Source organism: Flavobacterium collinsii, from assembly GCF_902804485.1.
In the GTDB taxonomy this organism is placed as follows: Bacteria; Bacteroidota; Bacteroidia; order Flavobacteriales; family Flavobacteriaceae; genus Flavobacterium; species Flavobacterium collinsii.
Window position 1 is genome coordinate 83,991 of record NZ_CADCST010000107.1, and the last position, 15,388, is coordinate 99,378.

19 protein-coding genes are annotated in these 15,388 nt (G+C 32.2%); 1 reads left to right on the plus strand and 18 read right to left on the minus strand.

Going from position 1 to position 15,388, the window contains the following annotated elements; all coding sequences use genetic code 11:
* Nucleotides 1-44: 44 nt before the first annotated feature.
* The 18 genes from FLA105534_RS17480 to FLA105534_RS17565 all read right to left on the minus strand — a co-directional run bounded on the left by FLA105534_RS17480 (nt 45) and on the right by FLA105534_RS17565 (nt 14,125).
* Entirely contained in the window at nt 45-413 is a 369-nt protein-coding gene (locus FLA105534_RS17480; RefSeq protein ID WP_173967379.1) for a nuclear transport factor 2 family protein, read from the minus strand.
* 59 nt (nt 414-472) lie between these two features.
* Nucleotides 473-1,159 carry a GNAT family N-acetyltransferase gene (locus FLA105534_RS17485; RefSeq protein WP_173967380.1) on the minus strand — a complete coding sequence of 229 codons (687 nt, stop codon included), beginning with the start codon at nt 1,157-1,159 and terminating at the stop codon, nt 473-475.
* A gap of 44 nt (nt 1,160-1,203) precedes the next feature.
* On the minus strand, nt 1,204-2,076 hold the full coding sequence (locus FLA105534_RS17490) for an alpha/beta hydrolase (protein WP_173967381.1): 873 nt from the start codon (nt 2,074-2,076) through the stop codon (nt 1,204-1,206).
* A 197-nt stretch (nt 2,077-2,273) separates the two neighbouring features.
* Entirely contained in the window at nt 2,274-3,503 is a 1,230-nt protein-coding gene (locus tag FLA105534_RS17495) for a porin family protein (protein ID WP_173967382.1), read from the minus strand.
* A gap of 290 nt (nt 3,504-3,793) precedes the next feature.
* Nucleotides 3,794-4,303: a rhodanese-like domain-containing protein gene (locus FLA105534_RS17500; RefSeq protein ID WP_246253260.1), complete on the minus strand. Its 510-nt coding sequence runs from the start codon at nt 4,301-4,303 to the stop codon at nt 3,794-3,796.
* Nucleotides 4,304-4,486: 183 nt separating this feature from the next.
* On the minus strand, nt 4,487-4,885 hold the full coding sequence (locus FLA105534_RS17505) for a YybH family protein (RefSeq protein ID WP_173967384.1): 399 nt from the start codon (nt 4,883-4,885) through the stop codon (nt 4,487-4,489).
* A 38-nt stretch (nt 4,886-4,923) separates the two neighbouring features.
* On the minus strand, nt 4,924-6,111 hold the full coding sequence (locus FLA105534_RS17510; protein WP_173967385.1) for a hypothetical protein: 1,188 nt from the start codon (nt 6,109-6,111) through the stop codon (nt 4,924-4,926).
* 107 nt (nt 6,112-6,218) lie between these two features.
* Nucleotides 6,219-6,686: a DUF1572 domain-containing protein gene (locus FLA105534_RS17515; RefSeq protein WP_173967386.1), complete on the minus strand. Its 468-nt coding sequence runs from the start codon at nt 6,684-6,686 to the stop codon at nt 6,219-6,221.
* Nucleotides 6,687-6,713: 27 nt separating this feature from the next.
* Complete coding sequence (locus FLA105534_RS17520) at nt 6,714-7,904, minus strand: hypothetical protein (protein WP_173967387.1); 1,191 nt, start codon at nt 7,902-7,904, stop codon at nt 6,714-6,716.
* Between the two features lie 73 nt (nt 7,905-7,977).
* Entirely contained in the window at nt 7,978-8,532 is a 555-nt protein-coding gene (locus FLA105534_RS17525) for a hypothetical protein (RefSeq protein WP_173967388.1), read from the minus strand.
* A 413-nt stretch (nt 8,533-8,945) separates the two neighbouring features.
* A complete protein-coding gene (locus FLA105534_RS17530) occupies nt 8,946-9,935 on the minus strand; it encodes a T9SS type A sorting domain-containing protein (RefSeq protein WP_173967389.1) in 990 nt (329 codons plus the stop codon).
* A 237-nt stretch (nt 9,936-10,172) separates the two neighbouring features.
* Nucleotides 10,173-10,538, minus strand: a complete 366-nt coding sequence (locus FLA105534_RS17535) for a hypothetical protein (RefSeq protein WP_173967390.1) — start codon at nt 10,536-10,538, stop codon at nt 10,173-10,175.
* 73 nt (nt 10,539-10,611) lie between these two features.
* The gene (locus FLA105534_RS17540) at nt 10,612-10,995 is read right to left on the minus strand and encodes a VOC family protein (RefSeq protein WP_173967391.1); all 384 of its coding nucleotides are present in this window, start codon (nt 10,993-10,995) and stop codon (nt 10,612-10,614) included.
* 46 nt (nt 10,996-11,041) lie between these two features.
* On the minus strand, nt 11,042-11,518 hold the full coding sequence (locus FLA105534_RS17545; protein ID WP_173967392.1) for a DinB family protein: 477 nt from the start codon (nt 11,516-11,518) through the stop codon (nt 11,042-11,044).
* Between the two features lie 22 nt (nt 11,519-11,540).
* Nucleotides 11,541-11,990, minus strand: a complete 450-nt coding sequence (locus tag FLA105534_RS17550; protein ID WP_173967393.1) for a hypothetical protein — start codon at nt 11,988-11,990, stop codon at nt 11,541-11,543.
* Nucleotides 11,991-12,030: 40 nt separating this feature from the next.
* Nucleotides 12,031-12,366: a hypothetical protein gene (locus tag FLA105534_RS17555; RefSeq protein WP_173967394.1), complete on the minus strand. Its 336-nt coding sequence runs from the start codon at nt 12,364-12,366 to the stop codon at nt 12,031-12,033.
* A 71-nt stretch (nt 12,367-12,437) separates the two neighbouring features.
* The gene (locus FLA105534_RS17560; protein ID WP_173967395.1) at nt 12,438-12,827 is read right to left on the minus strand and encodes a helix-turn-helix transcriptional regulator; all 390 of its coding nucleotides are present in this window, start codon (nt 12,825-12,827) and stop codon (nt 12,438-12,440) included.
* A 227-nt stretch (nt 12,828-13,054) separates the two neighbouring features.
* On the minus strand, nt 13,055-14,125 hold the full coding sequence (locus tag FLA105534_RS17565; protein ID WP_173967396.1) for a T9SS type A sorting domain-containing protein: 1,071 nt from the start codon (nt 14,123-14,125) through the stop codon (nt 13,055-13,057).
* Between the two features lie 501 nt (nt 14,126-14,626).
* Between FLA105534_RS17565 and aac(6') the strand changes: the two genes are divergently transcribed.
* The gene (aac(6'), locus tag FLA105534_RS17570; protein WP_173967397.1) at nt 14,627-15,064 is read left to right on the plus strand and encodes an aminoglycoside 6'-N-acetyltransferase; all 438 of its coding nucleotides are present in this window, start codon (nt 14,627-14,629) and stop codon (nt 15,062-15,064) included.
* Nucleotides 15,065-15,388 lie beyond the last annotated feature (324 nt).

Below are 15,388 nucleotides of genomic sequence, written 5' to 3' on the forward strand. Positions count from 1 at the left end.
AAGGGAATAATAAGAGGAACTATTTCTGAATTTTACAGTTTAACTTATTCAAATTTTAAACTTGTATTTTTTGACATAAGGTACGAAGTAAGTTTTCGTATTTTCCCTTTTTCCATCTCAAAAACATCACAGAAAACGGCATCCAGTTTATTGCCGTTTTTCATGTTTCCCTGAACGGCACCTTCGGCAATAACGATATCATTTTCTTCAATCAGTTTTGTAATTTGAATGGTGGGACTGCCTGTAAAATTGTCGTTTTCAATTTCTTTATCAAAAGCCTCTTTACCAACATGCTGATAAATTCCGGGCATTTCCCAAATGACATCATCAGTAAGACAATCTAAAATACGTTTGTGGTCACTTACTCTAAAAGCGTCCATATATTCGGTTACAGTTTGTTTATTTGGTGTCATATCTTAAGGATTATGATGTTAAAAACGATTTTTAGACTAGTATTTAGAGCAATATAAAATTACTGTTTTTTGGAAACATTCCAAAAGCTGATTTTTCTTCTTGTCATAAAACCTAGTTTTTCATATAAGCCAATAGCGCCAATATTACTTTCGACAACATGTAAAAAAGGAATTTTGTTTTCGTCTAAAATTCGATTTACAACATGCGTAATCAATTGTTTAGCGTAACCTTTCCCTGTGTGATCGGGATGTGTGATAATGGCACTGACTTCTGTAAAATCATTCATTTTCATGCGTTCACCTGTGACTGCGATCAATTGGTTTCCCTTAAAAATTCCGTAATAATTGCCTAATAAAGGAGTTTTGGTTTTAAAATATCCCGGCTGAACTAAATTAACCAAGTGTAGTAATTCGGCATTATGATTTTCGGTAAGTTTGGCGATTTTAGTATCGCCTGTAAGTTGCATTTTGTCGTGAACAACCATTTGCAGACAAACCAGTTCTTTAGTTATTTCTAAAGAATCTGGGATTTCAGGTTTTTCACCTACTATAAAAAAAGAATCCGTTAAAGCAGCATATTGTTTTCCGGCTTTTAAAGTGCTTTCAGGATTTACAAAACCTCCAAACGGACAATACTCCGGATCGTAAAATTTAGTACCATCATAATCAAGGGCAAATGCGGAATGACTTTCGGATAAGGAATACCAAACCGGATTGTCTAATTTATTTGGGTCTTTATTTTCCATTAGTTTAAAAAAAATATTTTTTTGGGTCGTGCTATATTTGGTTTTTATTCTTTCTCTTTTATAGGATAGAAAAAACGAAACGAATTAGAAGCTGCCGGATGCAAAATAGTAGCATGATTTTCCTGTGGTAGATAGTCAAAATAGACTTTTATGTTTTTGCTTTTTGAAGCTTTAATTTTCTCAGCCAGTAAATTGGCATCTACTTCCATTACTCTTGGAATTTCAGTTGGTGTAAGTCCTTCTTTTCCGACCGCAATATAAATATCTGTCTGCGGACTGAAATTTTCCTGAAAAATGGCGCTATCGAGATTTAGTATGGAACCATTATTCCACCAAATACTTGGACTTACAATAACATATTTATTAAAAAGTGTCGGTTTTGTTAGTAGAATTTCAGTTCCTATTAATCCTCCCAATGATTGTCCCATAAGGGTTTTAGAAGCATTGGTCTTGTATTTTTTTTCGATGAATGGCTGTAATTCTTTTTCGATAAAAGCAATGAATTTATCAGAATGACCTGAAGTTGAAAACCTTTTTTGATCTTTTTCGATAGTTGTCGGGAATGTAAAGTCTCTTCTTCTGTCGACAGTCGCAATTCCCACAACAATTGATTTGGGAACCTGATTGATCCATTCAAAACTATTAAACTGTACCAGGCCGGCGATATGAATAAAATCTTCATCAGCTGACCCGTCTAATAAATAAATCACCGGATATTTTGTCGCATCTTCAGCTTTGTAACCGTCCGGAAGATAGATATTCAGGATTCTTTTTTCTCCTAATTCCTTCGATTGAATCTCATCGATAACACCTAATACAAATGGTTTTCCGGTTTCTGTTGGTTTTGTTTTATTGGTTTGGCAAAAGATACAAGTTGTAGAAAGGAATAAAAGGGCAAGGATAAAAAATTTGTTCATTATTGTAGTATTTAGTGGCAATGGGATCAAATGTTATTGAGTGATAAAGGAAAGTTATATCGAACGAAAATACAAATTTATGGCATTCTAAAATCGTAATAGGGGAGGAAAATATTCTTAAAAAGCAACTATAAATTAAATCCCTTTCATCAAACAACGAAAGGGATTTATTAAGCGTTTAATTTTATTAAAATGCTTTAGAAAAAGGAATATCCTACTATCACTGAAGCAGTTGTAAATGAAGAATTCCATGAAAGATATTCATTTAGAATAGATCTGCCGATCTGGTATCTAAATTCTACACTGTACTTGTCAAGAAGTTTCCCCCCAACTCCTAATACGACGCCGTTACCGGATTTAATATCCAAAGTGCTAATTTTCGATCCGTCTTTTCTGGTGAATTCTATTTTTGAATTTAAAGCAAAATCGAATACAAATGATGCATTCGCAAAAATTTTAAAATCATTTTTAAGAAAAAAGTAATGCCTAATTCCTATTGGAAGTTCAATTGAACTGTAATCGACTTTTACGTTTACTTCACCACCTACCAAATTTGAGGTTTGTTTAGATTTTTCACCACTATAGTATTGATAAGTTGGTTCTCCAATTATTGCCCATTTATTTCTATTAAAGGGTAAAATAAACTCTGCTTCGATACCCACACTCAGATTTGTTTTAGAATCAAATTTAAAATCATAATAATCGACAGCCGGGTTATTTATGGATAGAGAACTGCTGTTTAATCGTGGTCTGACGGTTAGATTGAACAAATCCTTTTTTTCTTTTGTTTCAAATTCGACAAAATGAGTATCGCTACATTTGTTGTATTTAATGAAAAACTTCAAGAGTTGATTGTGAGTGTAACCCAGATTTTCGTATTCTTTTTGAAGTATGTTATCGCATTTTAGGTCAATAAAAAGCTGCTCTCTGAAGTAATTATTTTTAGCAATAAATGAATTTGAGTTAACCAAGTAATTTTTGAATATCAACTGTTTTATTTGCGAATCATCTTTCTTATAAAAGAAATATGTTGAAGACTCATCTCTATACAAGTAAAGAGAGGCCTTTCCTTCAATTAGAACTTTTAAGAATAAAGTTTGTTCTTTAAAAAGGGGGTCTTTATCCGTACTCATATTTTCAATTTGTTTTGAAGAACGGTCTATTTTGACTAAAGTTTTGATGTATTTGCTTTGTCCTATGATTGTAAATTCTTTTACAGCTTTAAGGTCTGCCGTAAGAATGTCTTTGTTTTCAGGGAGTTGGTATCTGAAACTGTTTGGGGCGTTTTTCCAATCCAGATTTTCAATTAAGCAATTTATCTTTTGATTGTTCTCATTGATGAAGTAACCGTTTTCAAAAGCGACTTGAGAATAGCTGTTTAGGGCTGCCATAAAGGCTGTTACAAGAAATAAGATTTGTTTTTTCATTAAAGTTTGGTTGTTGTATAATTGATTTTAATAGAGTTATTTTTTAATGATAATTAGGAATTTATTAAATAAATTTTGATAAAAAATGTTTTGATATTTTTTTTTGACGCTAAATATAAGGCATTAAAATGGCATTATAGTACGTGAAACCGTAAGCTCCTTAATTGATGCTGAAAAATAGCATAAGGATTGCTTTCAGATTGTGGATCTGTGCGTTAAGATAAGTGAAGCGGAATTTTTAGGGTAAAGTTAATGGTCTCAAAAAAGAGCTTGAGTATGAAGTAGAACTGTTACTTTACTTCGGTTCCTTCAAATTTTATTCGAGTGTCGTTTACATGAACCAATTCGTCAAGTTCGTAGATGTTTTTATAGCCGTAGCCATAAAGGTTAATATGTGTAGGAATGTTCAGCGCTAACATGACAGGTTTTCTATTGCCTAAAATCTGAGACTCAGGGGCACTTTTAGGAATAGCCATTTTTGAAGCAAAATCTATTGGGTCACCATTAAAATTGTTGTTGCAGTAAATCAATATTCGGGTGTTAGGATCAGGAATTAATTGATGAAGATTTTCTTGTGTAAAGTCGGTAAAATCAAGGTGAATAGCCCCTTTTAAATGTTTTCGGTTATAACGAAAGTCAGAACGCGTGTCCAGAATAATGGTATTGTCTTCCTGACTCATTTTAAGAAAAAGGTCAAGACTCACCAAATGATTTGCTCTTGCCTTTTCGACTTCGGTAACAAGATTTTTAAAATCGTCGTAATCAACTAATGCTTTTGGATAAGATTGCTGCTTTGTCATAACGGTAGAAGTTTTGGTTGTCTGCGATTGAGTAACACAGCCTGTGAAACAAAATGATACTAAAAATAGAATTGTTACTTTTTTCATTTGATATCAAATTTATAGTTTAGTAAAAGTACTATTAGCGGCGAACAATATTATATCGACAATTTTTTGGGTGTCACATCCTAAATAATGGAAAAATCAGATTTCAAGAATTTCTGCTGCAAAAGGATTGTCGACCAGCCATAACCAAATTCCGTTGTCGTTGCGTTGCATCAAACAACTTGTTGCACCGCTCATTTCAATAGGATCTCCATCGGGTGTTTTGGCTTTCATCGACCATTTATCAATCCAAACTGCCTGATCGCCCACAATTGTTGCTTTGTGTTTGCTACCTTTTATTTCAGGTTTCCAGTTGCAGAGGTGTAGCATGGCTTTTTCGATATTTTCTAAACCTTTAATTTCAGATCCGTCTCTGTCAATATATACAGCTTCTTTATCAAAGCAACTTAAAGCTCCATGTAGATCTCCATTCAAAATACAGCTGCGAAAATACTTTACGGCGCCTTCAGGAGTGGTTCGATCGAATTTTTCTATCATTGTTTTTTTACTTAGCTTTATTTCTGACTGTTACCAATTTATCTTCTGAATTTATTTCTAACGATAATATCTTTCAATCTGGCTTTTAGATCTTCTCCTGTATCAAACACCATTTGTTCGTTGTTTGGGAATGGGACCACGCGTTTGTTGAAATAGCTGATGTAACTATCTTCACAGGCATTTCTGTCCCCTTTATAGGTAGAGTAAATATTCTCAAAAATAAATTCGCTGCTTATAGGAAAGGACTGAAGTAACTGGTTTGTTCTTGAATCAACATAATCGACTTTTGCCGTAACCTGGCAAGATTTAAATTGTCTGAACTCGTATACATTTGCACGTAGCATTCTGTAATTGTCTACTTTTATTTCTTTGCCCAGGCTGTCTTTAACAGGTCTTCCTCGGCTGTCCAGAAGCGTTTTTACACCGTCTTTGATTTGTCTTTCTTTGATGAATTCTTTTTCTTTGATTTGCTCAGGCGAAATATTAATCTGCACGAAGTTTACAATCAAACTATAATCGTAAACGACTCCTTTTTGTCTTAGGCTATGATAAACAGTCCATTTATCATTTAGTCCGTAGGTTTTAATATCCAGCAAATCATCCTGAAGCTGTTTCGGAATGACCATATTGGTTTCATTTGTAGCATAAACATCTACAAAATCGGTTCCTTTAAACTGTGCATCGTCCATCAGTTTTTTGGTGTTTTTGTAGTTTGGACTAATACTTTCCAAATAGAAAAAATCATCGTAGGCTTTTCTAAAATCCAGTTTGTTATTTGATTTCAAAAGTGCAGAAGCATTTTCATACAAATATCTCGACAATGCAATTTTGCTGCTTATGATCTGATTCGTATAGTTATCAAACTGGAATGTGGCGCTTCTTCCTTGTTTCAACAGTTGCAGAGGCAATAATGGTCTAATTTTCTCCTGACGATTGTTCAACTGCATGTAGGTATTGTAAGTGCGTTCGGCATTTATCGGATTTGCTTCTTTTATTATTAGCTCCAAATTACGCAAGTCTCTGTCTTTGGCTTTTGCGAAAGCCTCTTCCAGCAAATACACGTAATCTTGTTTTCCTTTAGAATCTTTTTTAGTTCGTAAAGCTTCGACCGCACGGTCTATAGCTCCATCGTAATTTCCATCGCTGAGCATGGACTGAGTAGTTTTTACACCACAGGATGACAGTGCTAAAAATAATATTGAAAATAGAAGCGTAATTTTTTGCATGATATTTTTTAATTGAAGGTGTAAATATATCTTTTTTAACTTTCAACAACTATGCCTTTTTTAAAATTATTTCAACAGGTAAATAAGGGAGGAAGCCATGTTTAATATTATTCTGTTAGCAGTTTTTTGATCAAAACAATTTGTCCCAGATGATAGTAACTGTGCTCAATCATGGCTTCGATATTTCTTTTGTAGGTTCCGTATTTTTCGTCGACAAAGACCTGATCCAGTTTTTCGTTGGGCATTTCTTCTACAAAAGAGGCAAATTCCTCAGCAGAATTCCAGAATTTAGTTAGAAAAGCCTGCCATTCTCCCTGCGAATGAATAGGGGCGAAGTCAAAGCTGAATTTGTCTTTTATATCCAGTGATCCCCCTTTAAAAACATTATTTATTCCACTAATATAATAGTGAACATGCTGTGCCAAAAGTGAGATAGTATTAAGGTTTTTGACAGGAGTTACAGCAATTTTCCAATCCAGATTTTGCAGCTGGCCTTTATAATTGGTGTTGGCAATCCAAGTTCCGTTTAAAATGACTTCTCTAAAACGATTGGTAATTTCTGCTGTACTTTTCATATTCAAAGTAGTTTGTATGTTATCGTTTTAGTTATTATACTCAATAGTTCTTATTTTTAAATCGCTCAGCTCTCTATTTAATGATGTCTTTCTTTCAATCCAGTTGTTGTACTTATCGTATTTATATTCATAAGTGTAAATAGATGTATGAAAAGGTTTGCCATCAGTAAACATTTGAGTTTTTTGCGAAATAAGATCACCAAAATTATTGTATGTGCTTTGTACTCTTTTATCTGCGACCCCATTATTATCGATTTCGGCTTCATCCTCAATTTGATTTCGAGTATTATATTTAAAGACAATAGATCTTTTTGGGATATCTTTATTGTAGACTTTAATTGTTGCTATTTTATCATTTTTATAAAATTTTCTTTCAATATAATCATCAGTCTCTCGTCTGTAAATAAGATTCCCTTCGGCATCATATTCTTTTGTGCTTTTCTCGGTGGCATTTTTTTCTACATAATTTAATAGAAAATTATAATCTAAATTTTCTACAAGCAGATTTTCTGCCCGAGCATAACTATAATTAAAAATGTTTTTTTCTTCATTATTAATTTTTTGAATAGAATAGATCTCAATGCTATTTATGCCTTTATTATACTTTATTTCTAGTATATTTTTGTCTTTATATAAATAGTCAACATTTACTCGTGGTTTACCTGCAGCTTGTTCCAGATTTTGTATCTTAAGAAGTCGATTATCTTGAAAAACAAAGTCTGTGACTTGTATGCCATTGTTATATTTTGTGTAATTATTATTTTTTCTATTTTTCTCTGAGTAATTGGTTATAATTTTTAAAAGCTTGCCTTTTTCAATTTGATGTTGAAAACCATGTCCTAAATCCTGATTGTTTTCAAATTCTATAGAACCTACAAGAGTATCATTCATGAATGTTTTTGCTGAGTATAAAGAATCTTCTGTTATGCCGGCGAAACTTACATATTTATTAACTTTTCCTTTAGAAAAATACATTTTCATATGAGACGAATTTGTCTTGTTGAATTTTTTATAATAGTAATGTAATGTATTTTGAAGAATTGTGTTGACATTATCTTTGTTTTTGAGACTTTCAGTTTGTTCTTCAATAAGCATTATATAATCATTAGTCAATCGTCTTAATACGTCATCGTAAATAGGATACTCAGGAAATTTTACTTTCTGCGCTATAATGGGCATTGTAAAAAGAAATAATAGAAAAATTAGGGTTTTCTTCATTTTGATTTGGAGGTTTTTGTTTATAGTGATCTTGATTTAAAATTGGTTATTGTTTTTAAATAGCATTGTCGATCTATTCCTGTTGAATCCATTCGTATTTTCCGTCTTTCAGATAAATAATCCCGCCTCCGCAGCTCTCTTCGGCATGAATAAAGATTCCGTCATTTGGGAGTTTGATTTTATCTTCTTCTTTTATTTCTTCGTCGCCCATAATCTCTCCGTCATCATTTACATTATTCCAGTAGATTTCTCCTTTTGGAGCTTTTTCAAATATTCCGGCCCAGTCGATTTCATCAAAACCCTGATTAAGAACAGTGGTTCCCATTCCTAAATAATCTGTTTGGGTTCCATTTCCGAAAACAATTCGAAAACCGCTTTTGCCACTTTTTGTGCCTCTTACAATTTCAACCGTTTCATTTTTTCCGTCTCCATCCAAATCACATGTAATTTTGTTTGTTTTATGTTTGGCCGAAATTACAATCGTATCTGATTTGTTGCGATTTTCTTTTTCGTCAGACACTTGAACATTATCTTTTACCGCAGTTGGCGCTTTTGTAACTTCGGTTTTGGGGTCTTTTTTGCAAGAGATAAAGATAAAGGCAGAGAGGAGAAAAATATTAAATTTCATATTTTTAAAATGTGATTTTTGAAATAGCTAAGATATAGAAACGGAGTTTAAGAAGTTTTAAAAAGTATAATTTGTAGAAATTCTCAAATGTGAAATTTAATACTGATACATATTATACGTTTCCCACAGGTTGAAATAGTATGTTATATGGAATTAGCTGATTTAATCAGATAGGACTGTTTTCTGAATACAATTTTCGTTTTAAAATTGCTCCAGAAAACAGTAATAGCCCAATTGGAATAATTTCAATTAGGCTAAAGTCAGTCTTCTTGATAAAAGAAGCATATTTTTGGAAATCTAGTTTTAAAGCATAAATTGGCTACTCAAAAGGGAATAGATGTACTTGTATTATCGACAAATATATGGTTTGAGAGATTAAAAAAAATGAGAACAAATAATAGGTGTAATCACTATTATTTTTTTACTAATTTTTTTCTTTGAACTCCATCATTCGAAAATATTTCAAATATATAGGTTCCGGTTGCTAATTTTTCAACAGCTATTTCTTTATTTATATTAGAAGAGGATGAAATCAGTTGACCGTTTAAATTATAAATATTAACTTTTGTAACTTCTTTATTGGTCAGAATTCGATCGTAAAATGGATTTGGATAAGCAATAATCTCCTTTTCGCTTAAAAAATCTTCATTGGATAATTTTTCGCAATTACTCCCATTTTTAAATCCGGAGATTTTGAAATTATCGAGATACTTAACATCTCCCCAACGAGCACCTACAATATGAATGTTCATAGTGTTATTCGAGTTGAAGTAGTAGTTATACCCCTCTTTTTTATTTGTCACTTTCAAAACAGGGTTTGATGTCCCATTTAAGCCAAGATCAAATATTTTGGCAGTAATGGAAAACTTACTTGTACCAATTTTGGTTATCTCAAATGTTAGTCTGTACCAATTATTATTTACGATATCACTTTGGGTAAAAGAAGGGTTGTAAGTTGGATTTGGGTCAGATAATCCAGTTATATCTAAGTTCTTGCCGTATCTATTGTCAGAATTTGAAAGTTTAGCTGATAAAACAGTTTCTCCGCTCTCTTTTGCTATAAAAAAGCCAACAGAATTGTAATAATCCGTTATTGCAGTAAGATAAAATTGAGTTTTGTAGTCTATCGAAAGAGTCATGGTCTCGGTGTCTACACCTTTAAACTTAGAACATAATCTTAAAGGTCTTGTTGCTGCACCATCTAAACTGGTTGTTAGAAAATAGCCATTGCTTCCATCACTACTTTGTTGATAGTCATACTCTGGAAGTGGTTTTGCAAACTTGTTTGATAAATCGTTATCAGTTGTAGAAGTAAAATTGTTAAAATTAATTTCTTCAGTAACTATTTGAGCATTCACTTTTGCAATCGTAAGAAATAATAAAACTAAAACTTTTATTTTCATTTTACCTGTTTTTTTAATTCCATCATTTCTTTTATAATGGCTCTGGTTTATTTGTCTTTGAATTTTTGGTGTTGCTAAAATATGATAAATTTTAAGAATAATACTTAAAAAGCAAGCTGTTTTTATTGATTATTTCTTGTTTAATGTGTTTTTTTAACAAAAAATCTTTTTGAAGTTATAGTTAAGATTATCATTTTGCCTTTTATCGATAAGAAGAGATAATTTAATTTTATGTTTTTAATTTGTTTTCCTAATTTTCACCTGATATACAATTTCCCAAAAGAGGATTGATAAAATAGCATTGGTGAATATAGCCGTTTTAACTAAGTAAGGATCGTATTTGGAAAGCAGATGTAAGTTGGCAAACTGAACAGCTAAGAATAGTGACAATGCTGCAATTACAATAGAGCAGATTACATTTAGCACAGGTTTCCATTTTAATCCCAAAAAGGAGTAAATGATATTTAGAATCGCAAAGCCACAACCCAAAGTAATGTAGGGATCTGTTCCTAATTTCTCACCCAACTGCAGTAAAAGAGAAGTTGAAGTAAGATATAAAAAGAAAAGGATTGCATAAAAGAGTGTTCGTGTTTGAATTTTCATTTTGATGTTTTTTGATGTTTTTTGGGAATAAAAAGGAGTTTTAAAGAATTAAATTAGCCAGTTATCATTTAAATTATCCTTTTTTACTCATGTGAAGTGCGATTCTGTTTCCCTCACAGTCTTTAAATTCTGCTACCCAGCCAAATTCGCCGTTTGAGGTTATGGGAAATAAAATCTCGGCACCATTTTTTACAGCCAGATTCAGCGTTTCTTCAATATCTTCAGTATTAAAATACACAAGAGTTCCGTTTAGGGTTGGATTGTATATTTCTCCCTGTGCCAAAGCTCCCGAAATACCGTTATTACCTTCGGTAAGCGGAAAAAAAGCCATTTCATTATCATGAATACGTTCCCGCTCAAATTCAAAACTAAAAACTGCCGAATAAAAATGTATGGCTCTTTCGATGTTGGCTACCGGAATTTCAAAATAAACAACGGGGTTTGATTTATTTTTCATTTTGTTGGGTGGTAATTTTTTATTGTAAGCGAAGTTAGAGAAAATTCTAGTTCAATTGACTGGATTTTATTTTTTCAATTTGTCGCTTGTGTCGAAGGATATGTACAATGGCATGTTCTGTAATTTGTTCAATGTCGTACAATTGTCCCCAACCTGTTTTTATTTTTAGTGAGTCGTCAAATTGTTCTAATTCATTGTCTTTAATTTCTCTGAAAACACTTTCAGTAAAAAGAAAAACATTCGTTAAATCTTTCAGATATTCGGCAATGGTGACATGAAAAATTTTGCCAGGTCGTTGCATATTGTGCCCTTTAAGGTTATGAATACTGATAGCATAGCTATAACCGGAACTTACTACGTGAGACAGAATGTTTTGTATGGATTTACAATCTTCGTCTGTTGTTGTTTCGTCTATGATGATGGTCAAAGCATCGTCCGGAATACTTTTGATAACGTTGGTAAGATCTAAAATTGTCTGTTCGTAAATGTCAAGCAATGCTCCAACGGCTCCTGGTCTGTTCATTTTTGTATTTGTTGGTTCTTTCTTATTGTAAAATCGCCTCGATCTTCGTTACTGATTTTTCTTTGAGGACACTGTTAGGATGAAAGTTCCAGATAATCAGAAATTTTCCTTTCGCAAGATATTCTTCCGGACGCTCATCAGTTGGCTGACCGTCTTTTCCCCAAAGTAATCCTTGCAGAAATCGATCGCCCTTAAAAGTGTGTTCAAATTCAAAATACATTATAGATCCTCGATCCGTTTTACTTTTAAAATTTTGAATCGATTTACTTTTTAAGGTTCCAACAATGCTGGCGTAGGTTTCAATATCATTATAAAAAGTACAAGCTTGTGGAGTAATACAAATATTTCCATCGTTTAAAGTGTAGCCTTTGGGGATTTCTTTTGGTTTTAGTTTTAGATCGGCAATTGTCTGACCGAATAAAGTAGTAGTAAGTAATAAAAATAATACCGACAGGGGAATCGTAATTTTCATGGTTTTATGCTGTTAGGTTTGTTGAGCGAAAATAGTTTTTTTACTTTTTTCTTACTTTTACTTCTTTCTCTTTTTCGTCATAATATAAAAGATCTTTATTTTTTTCAAACCAAGATCTCCACTTTTTTATAGTTTTATCAGGCGGAAATACAGGCATATCAAATACCTCTTCCATTTTGTAGGTAATGCCGGTGATGTCTATTAGAAACTTTCGGGCTTCGTAAACTTTGTTCAGGCTCATAGATTCATTTTCATTGTTTGCTAATCGTTCAAATGATTCGAGGTTGTCTAGAAAAATTGTCTGAGCATTTTGTGCATTTACTTTGTTTGTAAAGGAAAGTAAAATCAGAAATAAAAGAATGGTTAGTTTTTTCATAGGTTAGTTTATAAAAAAAACACAAAATAAAAAGATATTTGTGCTTTTGTATAATTAATATTTGTGAGGAATTATTTTCCTTTTAGTAATTTTTCTAAATATTCGTTTTTGTCTTTTTCAGCCTGAACCAAACGTTCGTAAAGCTCCACCACTTTATCAAGAGGATTGAAATTACAGGAATTATTAGTTATAAAGCTACCAGTAACAGATTCGTGAAAAGTATTGAAATAATTGATAACATTCTCTTCCGAAAAATTTTCAATAGCTTCAACGGTAACGCCAAGTACTTTTGCAATTTCTGCAAGTTTTGCGGCTTCAATCGTTTCGCTCGCTTCTAAATTAGAAACAGATTGCTGACTTACGCCAATCGCAATCGCCAGTGCTTCCTGCTTCATACCTTTAAGCTCTCTTATTCGGCTGATGTTTCTGCCAATGTGTTTTGGTTTGGTTGCTGTGCTCATATTTCAAAGGTATTTAAAATTCTTTTATAAAGATTACTGTTGGTAAAAAACATGTTTTTTGTTGAAAGACTATTTTTGTTTAGATTTTGCGTGTAACAAATGTATGTATATTCTTATGTTTAAATTTTGTTTTTCTAAAGTTTTATCATTGATATTATTAGTTTAGAGTTAGTGCATAAAAAAAGTCTCTGAAAACAGAGACTTTAAATTTAGAATATAAAATTAAATTATTCCTTTATAATTTTTAATGTTTTTATATCGCCATCAACTGTAATTTTAGCGATATAAACACCAGCTAGCATTTGTGACATGTCAATTTCGTCACTATTAGAATTTAAATTTTTATTTATTATTTCCTGCCCAAGTAGATTAAATATTTTTACGTTATCAATTTTATCTTTATAATTTAAATTTAAAATATTCTTTACAGGATTTGGATAAACATTCAAATCTGATAAATCGAAAGTAGGTGTACTTAAGTTTTTATTTGGTGTCCATGAAAATTTAGTTCCACTTGTAGGTTTTTTAACTTGTTGGTTTGTAGAGCAATAACTACTATTGTCTTTTCCGGCTACGGTGTAGTTCCAATCGTTAACAAGAAAAGTACTTCTAATGTTGAAATCACTACTTTCAGTACCGCCTAATCCAACTTGAGCAGACGAACCGCTGTAAGTAAATCGCATTGTACCATACACTATATCAACTACATTTGAGGTTTCATTTAATATAATTTGAAAATCAAAATTAGAATCGCTAGTATGTGAATAATATTTATAATTATTCCATTGTACAACTAAAGAACGATTAGGTGCAGTTCCGATTGTAGCGATTCTTAAGTTTGAAGAGAGAGAAGAAATCGTTTGATGAAGTACACCACTTAAGTCAGCATGAAATCCGGCAATTCTATTTCTTAAATATGCTGGAGTTGAAACATAAGTTGAGGATAAAACTGAGTATAAATGGGTAGCTGAAGTTGTCTGCATGCTCACAGAAGGGGTTAAGGAACTTTGTCCTAAAGAAATCCATCCATTAGTACTAACGCCAACTCGATCAAAAACAATTCCATTATAGGTAAAATTAAATCCTATTGGGAATCCTGGTCCCGTTTCTGTTGCGCCACCGGAAAGATTCGCCGGATTTACAAATTTTTGATCTTCATTTCTAGTGACACCTAAAGTTATTCCTGTTGTAATACTTTTGTATTCACTAGCACTTTGAGAAAATGTGTAAGCACTAACCTGTGCATTAATTTCAAAAAAGGAAAAGGTTAATAAAAAATAAAAAGTAATTTTTTTCATGTATAGAATGTTTGATTGATTTTTTATAAAAGTATATTATTTTGTATATATAGTTAAAATAATTTGGACTATTTTTCTGATTTATTTTTTGAATTACAATTTTCTTGCTAGTCTATTTTGTGTGGATTTACAAAACTTGTTTTCACGAACGAGACACCCGTAATATTAATGGAGGAAAAAATAGTAATATAAATGAATTTTGTGTGGGCTTCGACTTGGCTTAGCCTGACAAAGTGTTTAGAAAAATCTAAAATGTCTGCTATCTAAGAAGTCTAAAAATCTAAAAAAAAAAAATCCCGCCTCAATTAAGAAACGGGACTTGATTTTTAAGCAAATCCTCGAATGTTTCGTGAGTTTATTTCAGCAAATTATTTATTTGTTAAGTACTCTCAAGCTAAATATTTAATGGGAAATTTTTATAATTTTGATTGAACTGTAAAATTAAAAATAGAGAAATTTTAGATATGACATTAATACAAAAGATATGGAAGGGATTTTAAAATGAACATTGAAGTAATCTCATCACAAAATTTAAAACAACTTGTCGAATTAGTTTTAGAGCTTTGGAACGACTGTTCGTTTGACGAAGAATTCGAAAGTTATAAAGCGATTATAGATTTAGAAAATGAAATTTGTTATGTTGTCAGACATGAGGAAGACTACATTGCATTCATACATTTAAGTACGCGAAATGACTATGTTGAAGGTGCAGAAGACTTACCCGTTGCCTACATTGAAGCTATTTATGTAAAGCCAGCGTATCAAAAGCAAGGCATTGCCCGGAAGTTAACAAAAGCAGCCGAAGAATGGGCGAAACAAAAAGGATTTAAACAAATCGCTTCCGACACTGATTTGGGGAATTCAGCAAGCATTGATTTTCATCAAAAAACGGGTTTTACCGAAGTTGAGCGAATAGTGTGCTTCATTAAAAATTTATAAGATCAATTAAACGTGACAGGTTTTTAAAACCTGTCGCGTTTGTTGTGTAAAGTTTGTCTTTGAAAATAACAAGATTGATTTTATAAGAAAGAGAGAAAAAAAATCCGTCATAATCCGTGTTTTCGCAAAGCGAATCCGCGTCATCCGTGTGCTATAGTGACGACTATCTTTGTCGATCAGCTAGAGTGATCTACTTCGTCAGTCGTTATCGCTCGAGTCTCCTCTGTCGAAATTGTAAAAGTTACTTATTTCGGTAACGGATTTATCATTTCAATTGGCTTTTTTCCATCAATTCCCTGATGTGGTCTTTCATGATTATAATAG